The organism is Tistrella mobilis, from assembly GCF_039634785.1.
Taxonomy (GTDB): domain Bacteria; phylum Pseudomonadota; class Alphaproteobacteria; order Tistrellales; family Tistrellaceae; genus Tistrella; species Tistrella mobilis.
Genome location: NZ_JBBIAB010000019.1, coordinates 12,819 through 27,935, shown reverse-complemented (window position 1 = coordinate 27,935; position 15,117 = coordinate 12,819). Strand labels below are relative to the sequence as shown.

At 68.3% G+C, this 15,117-nt stretch carries 16 protein-coding genes; 2 read left to right on the top strand and 14 right to left on the bottom strand.

The features are described 5' to 3' along the window. Positions 1–19 precede the first annotated feature (19 nt). Positions 20–1,000 (bottom strand): BMP family protein, encoded by a 981-nt coding sequence (locus tag WI697_RS21510; protein ID WP_345959872.1) that lies wholly within the window; start codon positions 998–1,000, stop codon positions 20–22. 289 nt (positions 1,001–1,289) lie between these two features. Here WI697_RS21510 and WI697_RS21505 point away from each other — a divergent pair, with 289 nt between their 5' ends. After that, positions 1,290–2,345, top strand: coding sequence for an isopenicillin N synthase family dioxygenase (locus WI697_RS21505; protein ID WP_062768296.1), 1,056 nt, complete (start codon positions 1,290–1,292; stop codon positions 2,343–2,345). A gap of 88 nt (positions 2,346–2,433) precedes the next feature. Here the strand turns inward: WI697_RS21505 and WI697_RS21500 are convergent, their stop codons facing one another. From WI697_RS21500 to proV, 6 genes are all read right to left on the bottom strand, one after another. Continuing rightward, positions 2,434–3,840, bottom strand: a complete 1,407-nt coding sequence (locus WI697_RS21500) for a PepSY-associated TM helix domain-containing protein (protein ID WP_345959870.1) — start codon at positions 3,838–3,840, stop codon at positions 2,434–2,436. Between the two features lie 37 nt (positions 3,841–3,877). Further along, positions 3,878–4,279, bottom strand: coding sequence for a DUF2946 domain-containing protein (locus WI697_RS21495; RefSeq protein WP_345959869.1), 402 nt, complete (start codon positions 4,277–4,279; stop codon positions 3,878–3,880). A gap of 62 nt (positions 4,280–4,341) precedes the next feature. Beyond that, positions 4,342–4,833: a cache domain-containing protein gene (locus WI697_RS21490; protein WP_062766708.1), complete on the bottom strand. Its 492-nt coding sequence runs from the start codon at positions 4,831–4,833 to the stop codon at positions 4,342–4,344. Between the two features lie 111 nt (positions 4,834–4,944). Continuing rightward, the gene (locus WI697_RS21485; protein WP_345959868.1) at positions 4,945–5,829 is read right to left on the bottom strand and encodes a glycine betaine ABC transporter substrate-binding protein; all 885 of its coding nucleotides are present in this window, start codon (positions 5,827–5,829) and stop codon (positions 4,945–4,947) included. 81 nt (positions 5,830–5,910) lie between these two features. Then, the gene (locus WI697_RS21480; RefSeq protein WP_014744387.1) at positions 5,911–6,756 is read right to left on the bottom strand and encodes an ABC transporter permease; all 846 of its coding nucleotides are present in this window, start codon (positions 6,754–6,756) and stop codon (positions 5,911–5,913) included. Next, a complete protein-coding gene (gene proV / locus WI697_RS21475) occupies positions 6,756–8,042 on the bottom strand; it encodes a glycine betaine/L-proline ABC transporter ATP-binding protein ProV (protein WP_345959867.1) in 1,287 nt (428 codons plus the stop codon). Before proV ends, WI697_RS21480 begins: the two co-directional genes overlap by 1 nt. A gap of 480 nt (positions 8,043–8,522) precedes the next feature. Between proV and WI697_RS21470 the strand changes: the two genes are divergently transcribed. Further along, positions 8,523–8,753: a ribbon-helix-helix domain-containing protein gene (locus tag WI697_RS21470; protein ID WP_014744389.1), complete on the top strand. Its 231-nt coding sequence runs from the start codon at positions 8,523–8,525 to the stop codon at positions 8,751–8,753. A gap of 187 nt (positions 8,754–8,940) precedes the next feature. On the opposite strand, the gene WI697_RS21465 is transcribed toward WI697_RS21470, so the two are convergent. The 7 genes from WI697_RS21465 to efp all read right to left on the bottom strand — a co-directional run bounded on the left by WI697_RS21465 (position 8,941) and on the right by efp (position 14,922). After that, positions 8,941–9,381, bottom strand: a complete 441-nt coding sequence (locus WI697_RS21465; RefSeq protein WP_345959866.1) for an Hsp20 family protein — start codon at positions 9,379–9,381, stop codon at positions 8,941–8,943. Between the two features lie 306 nt (positions 9,382–9,687). Continuing rightward, entirely contained in the window at positions 9,688–9,909 is a 222-nt protein-coding gene (gene rpmE / locus WI697_RS21460) for a 50S ribosomal protein L31 (RefSeq protein ID WP_062766717.1), read from the bottom strand. A gap of 93 nt (positions 9,910–10,002) precedes the next feature. Continuing rightward, on the bottom strand, positions 10,003–11,277 hold the full coding sequence (locus WI697_RS21455; RefSeq protein ID WP_062766719.1) for a peptidoglycan -binding protein: 1,275 nt from the start codon (positions 11,275–11,277) through the stop codon (positions 10,003–10,005). 74 nt (positions 11,278–11,351) lie between these two features. Beyond that, positions 11,352–12,527 (bottom strand): hypothetical protein, encoded by a 1,176-nt coding sequence (locus WI697_RS21450; RefSeq protein ID WP_062766757.1) that lies wholly within the window; start codon positions 12,525–12,527, stop codon positions 11,352–11,354. A gap of 118 nt (positions 12,528–12,645) precedes the next feature. Next, complete coding sequence (locus WI697_RS21445) at positions 12,646–13,185, bottom strand: OmpA family protein (protein WP_345959865.1); 540 nt, start codon at positions 13,183–13,185, stop codon at positions 12,646–12,648. A 160-nt stretch (positions 13,186–13,345) separates the two neighbouring features. After that, a complete protein-coding gene (locus WI697_RS21440; RefSeq protein ID WP_345959864.1) occupies positions 13,346–14,188 on the bottom strand; it encodes an inositol monophosphatase family protein in 843 nt (280 codons plus the stop codon). Between the two features lie 167 nt (positions 14,189–14,355). Then, complete coding sequence (gene efp / locus WI697_RS21435; RefSeq protein WP_014744397.1) at positions 14,356–14,922, bottom strand: elongation factor P; 567 nt, start codon at positions 14,920–14,922, stop codon at positions 14,356–14,358. Between the last annotated feature and the right edge of the window lie 195 nt (positions 14,923–15,117).

The following is a 15,117-nucleotide window of genomic DNA, read 5'->3' as shown; positions in this document are numbered from 1 at the left end:
ACGCGGGAAAGGCCGGCGGTCAGATCTGCTTCCTGCCGGCGGCAAGATCGGCGATCAGCGCCTCGACCTCGGCCTTCACCCCGGCGGGCACGGCCTCGTGGAAGCTGCCGAAGCGGGCGGCATCAGAGGTCGCGAGACCGTAGACATATTCCTTGCCGCCGGCCTTGCCGGCCCTGGCGTCTTCCAGGAAGTGCACCAGCGCTGCATTCACATCCATGATCACCGACTGGATGACGGTGTCGGGCCAGTCGACGATGGCGTCGTAATAGATGCCGAAGGCCTTCACGCCGGCTTCCTTCGCCGCGGTCAGCGCCCCGTTCGAGGCCAGATCCATGGTCGGGAACAGGACGTCCGCGCCCTGCGAGATCTGCGCCGATGCGGCCTCCTTGCCCTTCGCCACGTCGTTCCAGTCGCCCATATAGGTGACCAGGACTTTGGTGCCCGGCTTGCCGGCCTCCGCACCCTTGGTGTAGCCCTCGACCAGTTCGGTCGAGAACTTGATCTCGGTGGCCCCCAGCCAGCCGATGGTGCCGGTCTTCGACACCTTGGCGGCCATATAGCCCAGCACATAGCCGAGCTGGCGGTAGTCGAAATTGATCGTCGCGACATTGCCGCCGGCGGTCGCCCCCGACGAGACCACGAACAGCGTGTCCTTGAACTGCTTCGCCAGGCGGTCGGCCGGGTCCTGGAACTCGCCGCCATGGCCGATCACGATGCCATAGCCGCGCCGGGCGAAATCGCGCATCGCCGACATCTGGTCGGGTTCGGCCACGCCTTCGGCATAGGCGACGTCGATGCCCATGGTCTCTTTGGCCTTCATCAGCCCGTCATAGGCGCTCTGGTTCCAGGCCTGGTCGCGGATGCTGCCGGGCAGCACGGCCGCGACACGCAGCGCCTCGTCGGCGGCATGGGCCCGCGGGGCCATGGTGAGCGAGGTGGCGGCGATCAGGACGGCGAAGCCGGCGATGCCGAGCCGGCGGGCGAAGCGCGAAAGAGACATCCGGGTGCGGTCCTCGCAACAGGGAGAAAGGGGGTGTCGGCACCGTCTTAGCAATCCCCGTGCCGCAGCCTGCCGGGCCCGGAATGCGGGACGCTTCGGCCGGCCACATCATATGGTGTGCACAATTTCCGCACAGACCGCCAGGGGCTGTCTAAATTTTGACCATCCGGTCGGGATTTGCCGGCCTGCCGGCCTGCGGTGGCATGGTCCGGGCGGCTGGTCCGCTTCTTGCTGAGGCCTGCGCCGGACCATCTCCCCCCACCGACATGCCGAACGGAGACGACAGATCATGGCCGTGGTTCAGACCGGCAACGGGCCGCGCGAACTCGTCGACAGCGGGCTCGATGCCCGCAGCCTCGCCTTCACCGAAATCCCGGTGATCGATTTCGGGGCGCTGGTCGACCCTGCTTCCACCCCGGCCGAGCGTCTGGCGGTGGGGGATGCGGTGCGCGACGCCTGCACGCGGGTCGGCTTCTTCTATGTCCGCAATCACGGTGTCGATCCGTCGGTCATCGACGGCACCTACCGGGCCGCTCGCGATTTCTTCGCCCTGCCGATGGACCAGAAGATGCGGATCCACATCCGCAAGTCGACCAACCATCGCGGCTATGTGCCGCTGCTGGAAGAGAACACCGACCCGACCGCGAAGGGCGACCTGCACGAGGCCTTCGACATGGCGCTGGAGGTGCCGGCCGACGATCCCGACGTGCTGGCCGGCAAAACCATGTATGGTCCCAATATCTGGCCGGAGCTGGACGGGTTCCGCCCGGCGATGGAGGGGTATTACGAGGCGGTCTATCAGCTGGGCCGGCGGATCTTCCGCGGCTTCGCCCTGGCGCTGGGCCTGCCCGAGGATCATTTCGAACCGCTGATCCGCAAGCCGATGGCGCAGCTGCGCGTGGTCCACTACCCGCCGCAGCAGGGGCCGATCGACGAGCGCCAGATCGGCATCGGCGCCCATTCGGATTACGAGTGCTTCACCATCCTGAACCAGATGGAGGGTGTGTCGGCCCTGCAGGTGCTGAACGGCGCGGGCGAGTGGATCGAGGCACCGCCGATCCCGGGCACCTTCATCATCAATGTCGGCGATCAGATGGCGCGATGGACCAACGACGTCTTTGCGTCCACCATCCACCGCGCCATCAACCGGTCGGGCCGCGAACGCTATTCGATCCCGTTCTTCTTCGGCCCCGATTACGACACGCCGATCGAGGTGTTGGACACCTGCACCACCGCCGAGCGCCCGGCGCGCTATCCCACCGTCACCTCGGGCGCATACATCCTGTCGCGCTTCGACGAGACCTTCGCCTATCGCAAGGCCGGCGAGGCGGAACCCGCCGGGTGAGGACTCCGGGGCGCCTGAAAAGGTGCCCCCAGCCGCCATTGAGGCGGCGGCCAAGGGCGTGGGACACGCCCGCCCGGCGAGGGACCGACTACAGACTCCTTCGACGGCTGAGAAAAATGATCGTTTCGACCAGCAGGGCCGCGAGCATCGTGGCCCCCATCACCGGGAAGATGATCGCCGGCACCGCCATCAGCGCCGCCGCCCGGGCCTGGCTGCGGCCATCCGCCTGGCGGGGGGCCCCAAGGCGCCCCTTCGGGCGGCGCTTCCACCACATCACCGGGGCGGCCCCGCACATCACGATCAGGGCGAGGCAGGCGAGCAGCAGGACCAGCCGGTTCAGGGCGCCCCATTCCTGGCCCATATGGATGTTGACGCCCCATTCGGTGGCACGGGCGACCGGGCCGTAATCGGCGTAAGAGGCATCGATCAGCGTTTCGCCGGTCCAGCGGTTCAGATGGATGATCCGCTGATGCGCCAGATCGTGCGGGAAGACCATGGCGGTATAGACCCCGTCGGGCGCCTGGGGCAGGGCCAGCTTGTAGCCGGGGGCGATGCCCAGGGTTTCCACGATCATGCGGGCGCGGTCGATGCCGATATCGGGAACGGCACTGGTCGTGGCGGGGGAGCGGGGCAGGGGGGCGTCCTCCAGCGTCCAGGCGGTTTCGCCCAGCGCCGAGGTCGGCACGGGGCTGGTCGGCACCGCCTGCCAGACCCCCAGCGGATAGCCGAGGCCGGCATCGGTCGCGGCGGACCGCACGGCCGGCCCCCAGACCTGGCTCCAGGTCATGCCCGAAACCGCCAGGAACAGGATCACCGGCGCCACCACGATGCCGGTCACGGCATGCAGATCGCGCCAGAACACCCGGCCTGCCGGGCCGGGGCGGCCGCGAGAGGCGGTGCGGATGCGCAGCACCCCGCCTGGCCGCTTCCCCGCGGGCTTTGGCCCCCGCGGCCACCACAGCCAGATCCCGGTCAGGATCAGCGACACCGTCCAGCCGCCGGCAATCTCGATCAGCAGGTTGGGGACATCGCCGGCGATGATCAGGCTGTGCAGCCGGCGCACCACCATCATCGGGGCGGCCAGATCGGCGCGGCTGCCCAGAACCCGGCCGGTGCGCGGGTCCAGGAACAGGGTGATCGCGGTGCCGTCGGCCGTCTTCATGCCGATGCCGGCGCTGCGGTCGGCGGCGGCGGGGGCCAGATACGAGACCGGCCGGGCGTCGGGCCGGGCCGCCCCGGCGGCCTGGATCAGCGCCGAGGGCGGCAGGGTGGTCTGGCCCGGTGCGACCGGCTGGTCCAGCACCAGCAGATGGCCGTCGATCAGCCGGTCGAAGGTATCCTTGTAGAGATAGATCGCGCCGGTCGAGGCCAGCAGCAGCAGGAAGGGGAGGGTCAGCAGCCCGGCGAAGAAATGCCAGCGCCAGAGCGCGCGATAAAGCGTGCCGGCAAGGCTTGCCGGCCGCGCCGCCGTGGCGGCGGAGGTCGTGACGGTCATGATGTTGGTATCCGGTCCGGTCCGTGGGATCCTGTGATCAGGCGGAACGCGGACGGACAGGCGGCGCATGGGCGCCGAGCGGCGGGCCGGCCCGGGCCGGCACCGGTGCCACCGCGGCCGGGGCCGGCGGGTGGTCGATCGCGGGCAGGGCCATGGGCAGGGCCGGGCCCGCCGGTGCCGGCGGCAGGTCGGGCACGACCACCATGGCGAAATCGCAGAGCGATCCGCGCCGGTCGTCGGCCCGGCCATCGATGCCGCCATCTGCCGGCGGATCGAAACGCAGACCCAGGCAGGTGACCAGGTCGAAGCGGCCCTCGGCCGCGGCCGTGAGGTCGGGCATCACGCCCACCGGCAGCAGGGCGCGCAGCAGCAGCGCCAGGGCAAGCGCCCAGGCGGCAGACGGATGGCGGTGATGCAGGGGCCGGCGGCTTCGGGTCATCCGGCCAGAATGCCCGGGCGGGCCTGCCGCTGCATCTGCGGCGGAATGTCGCAGGATGTGGATCAGGGCTCGGGATAGATGAAGGCCGACACGCCGATCAGCAGATCGTCATAGCGGCGGATCCAGGCCATCTTCGGCAGCACCCGGCCGCTGGCTTCGTGGGCGTAGCTGTAGCGGGACCAGCCCTGCCCCTCGGGGGAGCGGGCGATGCGGATCCAGTCTTCGATGAAGCGGTTGCCGTCGCCGTCGCTGATCCGGCGGAGATTGATGCCGGTCTGGCCCGGCCTGCGGGCATGGGCGCGGCAGGTGCCGTTCAGGTCGTAGACGAAGACATAGAGATCACGATCGTCGAATTCGATCGGCCCGCGATTGACTTCGGCGAGGCCTGCGGCGCGGCCATGGGCCTCGAAATAGGCGACCGCGCGGTCTGCCATGGCGCGGGCCTCTTCCGCGGTCTGCCCGGCCTCTCCCGGCAGCAGGGCGGGCCCGGCTGCCGCGATGCCGGGTATGGCCAGCCCGGCTGCAAAGATGCCCGCCTTCCATCCACGTCGCATGTCTGCCTCCCGATCATAAACGTTCAGGTAGAATACCGGAGGCATCTTCAAACGAAAAGGCCGCCGCCGGTTGCCCGGCGGCGGCCCTGTCATGGGGGTGATCCTGCGGGATCAGCCCTTGATCTCGCCGGTGACCCAATAGTTCACGCGGGCGGGATGCTCTTCGATGTACTTCGCGACCGCATCCTCGTAGGAAGTCTTCTCGGCCTCGGCCATCACCGCCTGCAGCTCTTCCAGCGGCAGCGAGAAGCGGGTCAGGAAGGCGAAGAGTTCCGGATGCTCGCGATCCAGGCCCATGCGCGCGATGGCGTGGACACGCTCCGAACCGCCCAGGGCGCCCTTGGGATCCTCCAGATAGCGCAGGTCATAGGCGCCGAACATCCAGTGCGGGCTCCAGCCGGTGACCACGATCCACTCGTTGCGCTTGATCGCGCGGTCGAGCGCCGCGGTCATCGCCGCACCCGAGGCCGAGACCAGCTCGTAATCAAGGCCATAGGTCTTGATCGCCTCGTCCGACAGGCGCATCAGCCCGGCGCCGGGGTCGATGCCCTGGATCTTGTTGTCCAGCTTCTCGGCCACCTCGGGCTTCTTCAGGTCGGCGATGGTCTTGACCTGATCCTCGGGGATGTAGTTGGGCACGACCCAGCCGAGCTTGGCACCGGTATACATCGGGCCGAGGTCGATCACCTTACCGGCGACCTTCTCGTAGTAATCGGCATGGGTGTCGGGCAGCCAGGCCATCATCATCAGGTCCAGATCGCCCTTCTCGACGCCCTGATACTGGGGCGCGATATCGGCGAGGGTCAGCTCGACGTCATAGCCCAGGCGGTCTTCCATGACCTTGGCCGCCATCTTGGTGACCGTCTCGGCATCCGACCAGGCGGTCCAGCCGATGTTGATCTTCTTCTCCTCGGCGGCCATGGCGGAGGTGGCCATCGTGCCGACCAGGGCGGTGGCGGCAAGGGCCGTGAGGGCACGCTTCGGGATGAAGCTCATGTCGATCTCCTCAAGGGAATGGTTTCGGGTGCAGGTGACTTCAGAAAGGCGTTGGTGGGTGGCGGGGACTGGCCGGCGGCGTCAGCGCCTGCGTCCGCGGCTCCGGCCGAAGCTCTGGGTCAGGCGGTCGAGCACGATGGCCAGCACCACCACGCCCAGCCCGGCTTCAAAGCCCAGGCCGATATCCAGCCGCTGGATGCCGCGCAGCACTTCGTTGCCCAGGCCGCCGGCGCCGATCATCGAGGCGATGACCACCATCGACAGCGCCAGCATGATGGTCTGGTTCACGCCGGCCATGATCGAGGGCAGGGCGCTGGGCAGCTGGACCTTGACCAGCAGCTGGCCGCCGCTGCAGCCGAAGGCACGTCCGGCCTCGACCATTTCGGCCGGCACCTGACGGATGCCGAGATTGGTGAGGCGCACCGCCGGCGGCATCGAGAAGATCACCGTGGCGATGGCGCCCGGCACCTGGCCCAGGCCGAAGAACATCACCGCCGGGATCAGATAGACGAAGGGCGGCATGGTCTGCATCAGGTCGAGCACCGGCCGGATCGCGGTTTCCACCTTGTCGGAGCGGGCGGCGGCGATGCCGAGCGGCAGGCCGATCGCCAGGCTGAGCAGGGTGGAGGCGATCACCAGCGACAGGCTGCGCATGGTGGCGTCCCACAGATCCATGCCGACCAGGGCCAGCAGGGCGACCAGGACGAAGACCGCGAAGCCGCGGCTGACCCGCCACAGGGCGATGCCGGTCAGCGCGATCACCATCAGCCACCAGGGAATGAAGGCGAGCACGCTGGCGAAGGCCGAAACCACGGTCTCGACCACGTCGGCGATCGCGTCGAAGGCGGGGGAAAAATTGTCGAGCAGGAAGTCGACCACCGCCTCGACGCCATCGCCGATCGGAAGGGTAAATCCAAGATCGTTCATCACGCGGCCTCCCCGCTGCCGGTTGCCGAAGCGGCATCGGCCGCCGTCTGGTCGTCGCTGCCGCGATCGAGCGCATTCAGCAGCGCCCGGCGGCTGACGACACCGCGATAGACGCCTTCGGCGTCGATCACCGGTACCGGATAGGGGGCGGCGGCCACGGGGCCCAGGATGTCCGACAATGCGGCATCGGCGGGCACCGTCACCGGATCGGGCAGATAGGCGGCCCGAAGCACGGCCTCGTGGTCGACAGGCTTGTCGCCATGCTTGCGGTCGCGCTCGGCGATCGCGGCTTCCAGGCTCTCGACCGAGATGACGCCGCGGAAATGGCGGCGACGGTCGTGAACCACGGCGAAGTCGCGCTCGGCACGGCGGATGCGTTCAAGCGCCGCGCGCAGATGGCTTTCCTGAAGATTGACGACCGTCAGGCCTTCGCGGCGGGCCACATCGGCGGCGGTGTAGACCTGGGCCACGTCGACGCCGCGGAAGAAGGCGCGGACATAGTCGTCGGCCGGGTCGCGCAGGATCTCGTCGGGCGTGCCGACCTGGATCATCCGGCCGCCTTCCATGATCGCGATCCGGTCGCCGATGCGCATCGCCTCGTCCAGATCATGGCTGATGAAGACGATGGTCCGGCTTTCCTCTTCCTGGAGGCGGATCAGCTCGTCCTGCATCTCGCTGCGGATCAGCGGGTCCAGGGCCGAGAACGCCTCGTCCATCAGCAGGACGGTCGGGTTCTGGGCCAGGGCCCGGGCAAGGCCGACACGCTGCTGCTGGCCGCCGGACAGCTCGTTCGGATAGCGGTCGGCTAGATGGCCGAGGCCCACTTTCTCGAGCGCGGCACGGGCGCGGTCGCGGCGCTCCGACACCTTCATCCCGGCGACATCCAGCCCGAAGGCGGCGTTGTCGAGCGCGGTCAGATGCGGCATCAGTGCGAAACTCTGGAACACCATGGCGATATCCCGGCGGCGCAGGTCGCGCAGCGTCTTGGTATCCATGGCGGTCACGTCGACCCCGTCGATCAGGACCTTGCCGTCGGTCGGGTCGATCAGCCGGTTCAGCATCCGCACCAATGTGCTCTTGCCCGAACCGGACAGCCCCATGATCACGAAGATCTCGCCCGCGCGGACCGTGAAGTCCACCTCGCGGACCGCCACGGTATTCCCCGTGGCTTCGTGAATGGCGGCGGAACTTTCTCCCTTGGCGATGCGTTTCAGCGCCTGAGAGGGGTGGGGCCCGAAAACCTTGGTCAGCCCCTGGACGACGATCTTTTCGCTGTTGTCGCTCATGCTCCGTCGATCTGATCGGGCGGGCCCACCGGGCTTGAGGTGGGGGCGGCGCCGATGCCGGGCATCACGGAAGACACCAGACAAAAAAGGCCCCGGACAGTCGAGCGGAACCGCCTGACCATCGGGTGACAATCGCATCAGAGATGCGCATAGCCGTTCGTAACGGGCCTATGGGCGCCGACCACGAGTATCCAGACGACGCGTATGCCGTTTGGACGGATGGGCCGCCGGTTATGTCCGGACTGACTTCATGTCATGCCCGGAAATCTATGCGTGATCTGTGTGTATCACATTGGGGCCGGTTTGAAAACCCATGGGGTGCCACAAAGTCTGTGGGTGATCACGATGCTCACGTAAAACGAGCGTGGCGGTCTGAAATATGCCGTCGGGCGTGGGGACGCCCCAGCCTTGCCGCTGCCCGGCGACGGGGCCATTATCAGGGGGTGTATCGCTCCTGCTTCACGTCCGGGGATCCGACACATGGCTGTCCTGAAGGTGCGCCTGCCCGATGCGGCAGAAGACTGGGTCCGCGAGCAGCTTGGCCGCGGGCGGTTTGGTGATGTCGACAGCTACATCGCTGATCTGATCGCACGCGATCGCGACACCGAGCGCAGCCGGGATGCCCTTGTGGCGGCCCTGATCGAGGGCGAGGAGAGCGGAACGTCCGATCAATCGCTTGGTGACATCCTTCACGAGATCCGTGGATCTTGAGCTGCCGCCCGATCGACAGACGCCGAAGCCTGAACGCAAAAAACCCCCGCCGGTGGCGGGGGCTTTCTGGCAGGCGAGGGCGGGGGCCGTTGGGCGCGGCTCCCGCCTTTTGATGTGTCGGTGTCAGAGGGGCGGGGCGTTATGCCCCGACGCCTGGGCCTTGCCGTTGTTCAGGCCCTATCGAGGCTCACGCGTTACCGGCGGCACCGATGGCGATGCGCTTCGGCTGACGCTCCTCGGGGAGCTTGCGGATCAGCGACACGGTGAGCACGCCGGCGGCGAGATCGGCCGCGGCCACCTCGACATGCTCGGCCAGGGTGAAGCGGCGCTCGAACGAGGCGGGCGCAAAGCCGCGGCTCAGATAGGTGACGCCCTCTTCAGCCGCCTCGGCCAGCTTGGTGCCCTTCACAGTGAGCACGCGGTTGTCGACGGTGATTTCGATCTCGTTCTCGGCAAAGCCCGGGACGGCGAGTTCGATGCGGAAGGTGTCTTCACCGGTGCGGGCGATGTTCACGCCGTCGGTGCGGCCGTCGGCCAGACGGTCGACCAGATCGAACAGCGGCGCGCGGAAGGGATCGAAGCCGCGGGTGGCACGGAACGCGGGAGCAAACTGCAGGAGACCAGCCATGGGTCACATCCTCCGATAGACGAGCAATGTGTGGATCGACCGACGCCGCTGCATCCGTTCATGCGCCCGCTTCGGGGCCGCACAGGTGGTGGTCGGTCGGTGCCGGTCCGACGCTTCGGCCCCGGCACGACCATGATGTAAGAAGGCCCGAAGCCCGTTCAAGAGGGGGGCAGCCACCTCATGCCGGGTCGCACCTGAACCTGCCCCCTCAACGCGGAAACCCGGCATCCGAGCCCCTGGACGGGGACGAATGCCGGGTTTCAGCGAGGACGCTCCGGAGGGCGGCGCTGGCCGCCCGGCGGTCGTTCAGATGCCGAAGTTCGCGAAACGCTTCTTGAACTTCGCGACCTGGCCGGCCTTCTCGGACAGGCGGACGCTGCCGCCGGTCCACACCGGATGGGTCTTGATGTCGACGTCAAGCTGCAGCGTATCGCCGGGCTTGCCATAGGTCGAACGGGTCTGGAAGGTGGTGCCGTCGGTCATCACCACGGTGATCTCGTGGTAATCCGGATGGATGCCCTGCTTCATGGCGATGCCTCCTCGCGGAAAATTCGAGGCTGCGACATACCATGGACAGGGCAACCCGTCCAGCCGAATAACGTCCCGCCGGGCGGAATCGCCTCACTTGTTGGTCAGCTTCAGCTCGATCCGGCGGTTGCGGCGATAGGCCTCCTGGGTCTCGGCGGTATCGATCGGGTGGAACTCGCCATAGCCGGCCGCCGACAGCCGCCAGGGCGGCACACCCTGCGAGATCAGGAACTTGACCACCGAAATCGCCCGCGCCGCCGACAGTTCCCAGTTGGAGGCGAAGGCGGGGGTGGATATCGGCCGGATGTCGGTGTGGCCGTCGACCTGCAGCACCCAGTTGATGTCTTCCGGAATCTCGCCGGCGATCTGGTTGAGCGCGTCCGCCAGCCGGGCGAGCTGGGCGCGGCCCGGGCCGGTGACGTCGGCAGAGCCGCTGTCGAACAGAACTTCCGACTGGAAGACGAAGCGGTCGCCGACGATCTGGATGTCGTCGCGTCCGCCCAGCACCTCGCGCAGGCGGCCGAAGAATTCCGACCGGTAGCGGGCCAGTTCCTCGACCTTGGCGGCCAGGGCCTGGTTCAGCTGCCGGCCCAGATCGGCGATGGTCGCCTGCTGTTCCTCGCTGCGCTTGCGGCTTTCATCAAGCAGGCCGGAAAGCCGGGCCAGTTCCTGGTTCAGCCGCTCCAGCTGTGCCGCCATGTCGGCGACCCGGGCCTCGGCGGCATCGGCGCGCTGCTTCTGGCGGTCGGCGCGATCCAGTGCCGCATCGACGCTGGAGGCCTGGGCCTCGATCGCCGATTTCGCATCGGCCAGCTGGTCGCCGGCGCTCTGCAGCGCCAGCGCGCGCTGATCCGCCGTCTGCTCGCTCGCCACCAGCCGCTCGTCCAGGATGCGCAGCCGTTCTTCCAGCTCCGCCACCCGGTCGTTCAGGCTGCGTTTGTCGCTCTCGGCGCTTTCCAGCGCGGTTGCGATCCGCGCCCGCTCGGCCTCGGTGGCCTGCTGGGTCTGGGCTGCCTCGTTCAGCGCCTGTTCAAGGGCGGTGATCCGCTGGTCGGCCTCGGACACCCGCGCCGCCAGGCTGTCGCGCTCGGCGGTGGAACGTTCGAGGTCGCTGGAGACCCGGTCGAGCGTGGTGCGCAATTCATCCGCACCGGCCTTTTCCAGGTTCAGAAGCGCCGTGATCTCGTTGAGCTGCCGCGTCAACTGGTCCAGCTTCTCCTCGCGGCCCGACAGGGCCTGGCTCAGATAGAACTGGGCCAGCATGAAAACCACGAGCAGGAAGATGATGACCAGCAGCAGCGACGACAAAGCGTCGACGAAGCCGGGCCAGATGTCGCTGCCGCCCTGTTTGCGGCGATAACGGCGCATGAGCGTCGATCCTTGGAACGCTGACGGGGCATCGGGTGGGATGCCGGCAGGGGCTGACGAAGAGGGCGTCCGGCTCAGCGCCGGGCGTCGTCCTCGGCGGCAAGGGCCGCGATGGTGCGGGCAAGCAGGCGGACCTCGGACCGGATGTCCTCCACCGCCTGCTGCCGGCCCTGGGGAATATCTTCGACCATCCGCGAGAGCAGGATGTCGACATTGCGCAGATGCGCGCGGCTGGCCTCGTCGAAGCCGTCATCGCGGTTCTGGGCATCCACCAGGGCGGAAAGCAGGGGTTTCAGATCCTTCTGCTGTTCGGCCATCTTGACCAGCACGGTCTGTTCGACGCGCATCTGGTCGGTGAGGGTGGCGAGCCGTTCGGTCAGGGCCTTCAGGTTCTCGTCGCCCTGCCGGCGGGCCTCTTCAGAGCGCTGCAGGGTGCGCTTCAGATCCGAGAGGTTCTCGGCGGTCTGTTCGACCAGCGCCGCCAGATAGGCCCCGGCGCCGGGCGCCCCCTCGATCTCGATCGCACCGGCGCCGCCGCCGAGCTTGGTGAGGCGCGAGAACCATTCCTCGACTTCGTTGAAGAACCGGCCCTGGGCCTGGCCTGCCTGAAGGTCCAGGAAGCCCAGCACCAGAGAGCTGGCAAGGCCGAAGAGCGAGGACGAGAAGGCCGTGCCCATGCCGGCGAGCGGCGCTTCCAGCCCGGCCTTCAGGTCGTCGAACAGCCGCCCGACATCGCCGGTGCCGACCGAGAGATTGCCGATCACGGCCGCGACCGCGGTGATGGTCTGAATCAGCCCCCAGAAGGTGCCGAGCAGGCCCAGGAAGATCAGCAGGCCGATGATGTAGCGGCTGATTTCGCGGCTTTCATCCAGCCGCGAGCCCAGGCTGTCGAGCAGCGAACGGCTGGCGAGCGGCGACAGCTTCGCGTCCTCGCGGGTCTGCGACATCATGCCGGCGATCGGCGCCAGCAGATCGGGGGTGGGCGTCGCCGCCATGCCCGGCCGGTTCTGGCGGAAGCCCTCCAGCCAGGCGACCTCGCCGTTCAGCCGCCAGACATTGCGCAGCGTATAGGCGCAGCCCAGCACCGCGGTGCCGATGATCAGCGCATTCAGGACCGGGTTGGTCATGAAGGCGTCGATCAGGGTCTGTCCAAGCAGGGCCGCCACGGCCAGCGCCAGGACGAGGAAGATGATCATCCGCACCAGATAGCGCTGGGGGCGGGTCAGGGTGTCGGTCGTCGGGCGGGCCATGCGGATCAACCCTTGCTCTTCGATCGGTGTCTGGCATGCGGCCGGACGATGCCGACCTGCGGGCAGGGGAATATGTGGTGGGGGAACGGCGGCGGCCGGCCCGGAAGGCCAACGCCGCTCATCCCGCCCCCCGGATGTCGAGATCGACCCGGTCGGCGGGGCCGTCGGGGGCGGCGCCGTGTACCTTCAACTCGATACGCGTCGGGCCGATCCCGGCGCCCGACAGGATCTCGCGCACCGCCAGCGCCCGGTCGAGCGCCAGCCGCCGCGCGGCATGGGGCGGCGCATCGGCGGCGGCGGTCGCATAGGCATCGACCAGCACGCGCGTCCGGTCGGGCAGGCCGCGGGCGAAATCTTCGACCGCGCGCCGCCCGGAGGTCGGGATGTCGGCGCTGCCGGTCTCGAAGGGAATGGAAAGGGGGGCCTGCGATACGGCCTGCTGGGCCGCCGCGGTGGTCGCCGTTCCGGCCGCCAGCGGCAGCAGGGCGGCCAGACCGGTCATGACGGCGACCAGTGTGCGGCGGACCAGTGTGCGGCGGGCCATGGTGCGGCGGATGGGGCGGCGGCAGAGGGCGGGCGCGACACGAACGCCCCGGCCATGTGGCCGGGGGGTGTTGCGCTGCCGGGCGGTGGATGTCGGCGTCGACGCGGGCGTCATGGCATCCTGATGGCTGATCGCCTGCGGCCGTCATGCGGCCGCACGGCAGGACCGGCCGGTGCACCGGGGTGCGCCGACCCGTCCAACCATAGCCCACCCGCCGAAGCAGCGGCAAGCCCGGCGGGTATGACTGCGCCCCGCCGTCGCAGGATCGCCGGCCTTACGCCTTGGCCGGCGCCTCGCCCGGGCGGCGCGGCCGCTTGGCCAGCATCGTGCTCAGCACTTTGTGGGTCTGGCCGTGGACGGTGGTGTTGCCGGCGATGATATGGCCGCTGGTCAGCATGCCGTCGCCGCCGGTCAGGTCGCTGACGAAACCGCCGGCCTCGCGGACCAGGATCACGCCGGCCGCCATGTCCCAGGGCTGCAGGTCCAGCTCGAAGAAGGCATCGAAGCGGCCGGCCGCGACATAGGCGAGGTCCAGCGCCGCCGAGCCGAAGCGGCGGATGCCGCCGGTGTTCTTCATCATGCCAGCCAGCATCTTCAGGTATTCGGTGTGGTTGGGCTTGTCGGCGCGCGGAATGCCGGTGGCGACCACGCAGTCGATCAGCTGCCGCCGGGCGGCGACGCGGATGCGGCGGTCGTTGACGAAGGCGCCATAGCCCTTTTCGGCCGAGAACATCTCGTCGCGCAGCGGATCATAGGTCACGCCGGCGATGATCTCGCCCTCGCGCTCCAGCGCCACGGTCACGGCGAAATGCGGGATGCCGTGCAGGAAGTTGTGGGTTCCGTCCAGCGGATCGATGATCCAGCGATGCGACGGGCCGTCGCCCGAGCCCTTCACCTCGCCGCCTTCCTCCATCAGGAAGCCGAAATCGGGGCGGGCCTTGGCGAGTTCGGCGCGCAGCACCTTCTCGGACTTCAGGTCGGCGCTGGACACGAAATCGGCCGGGCCCTTGCGGGACACCTGGAGGTTCTCGACCTCGCCGAAATCGCGGATCAGGCCGCGGGCGGCCTTCTGGGCGGCACCGATCATGACATTGAGGATGGGGGAACGGATGGCCATCGGTGGCAACTCCCGGGCACGAGGTCGTCGGACGAACAGAAAGAACGGGGCAGGGGGCCGCGCGGGCGCCGTCGTCCAAGGACGAAGCGCCCCCGCCGGCGTGGAACCGCCTGCGGGGGCGCATCATGCCCGAACGGGGCGCGGGACGGAACTGCGGATGCCGCAGGTCAGTCCTTCGCGCGCTCCAGATAGGTCTGATCGGCGGTCATCACCACCACGCGGGTGCCGGTTTCGATATGCGGCGGCACCATGATGCGCACGCCGTTCTCCAGCAGGGCCGGCTTGTAGGACGCGGCGGCGGTCTGGCCCTTGACGGTCGGCTCGGTCTCGGTGACCTCGAGGATGACTGACTCAGGCAGTTCCACCGACAGCGGCTCTTCCTCGTAGGACGAGACGGTGACGGTCATGCCGTCCTGCAGGAAGACCGCGGCGTCGCCGGCCAGATCCCGGGGCACGTTGATCTGCTCGTAGGTCTCCTGATCCATCAGGGTCAGCATGTCGCCGTCGGCGTAGAGGTACTGATATTCCTTTTCGTCCAGCCGCACGCGCTCCACGGCTTCCGAGGCGCGGAAGCGCTCGTTCAGCTTGGTGCCGGTGCGGATGTCCTTCAGCTCCACCTGCAGATACGCACCGCCCTTGCCGGGCTGGGTGTGCATGGTGCGGCGGGCGACCCAGAGCCGGTTCTGATGCTCGATGATCATGCCCGGGCGGATGGCGTTGCCGTTGATCTTCATGGCCTGCGGTCCTTCGTTTCCGGCCCCGCTCAGCCGCCGGACAGGCTGCCGGGGCGGGGGGCTCGGGACGGGTCTTCGGGATGGCGCTGGTCGAACAGGGGCGATGATAAGGGGCGCCGCCATCCCGTGAAATCGCCGCCGCCCCGGGTCTCGGAGGCTGACGGAACGCCGCGGGTCCGCGCGGCCGCTGCCGCG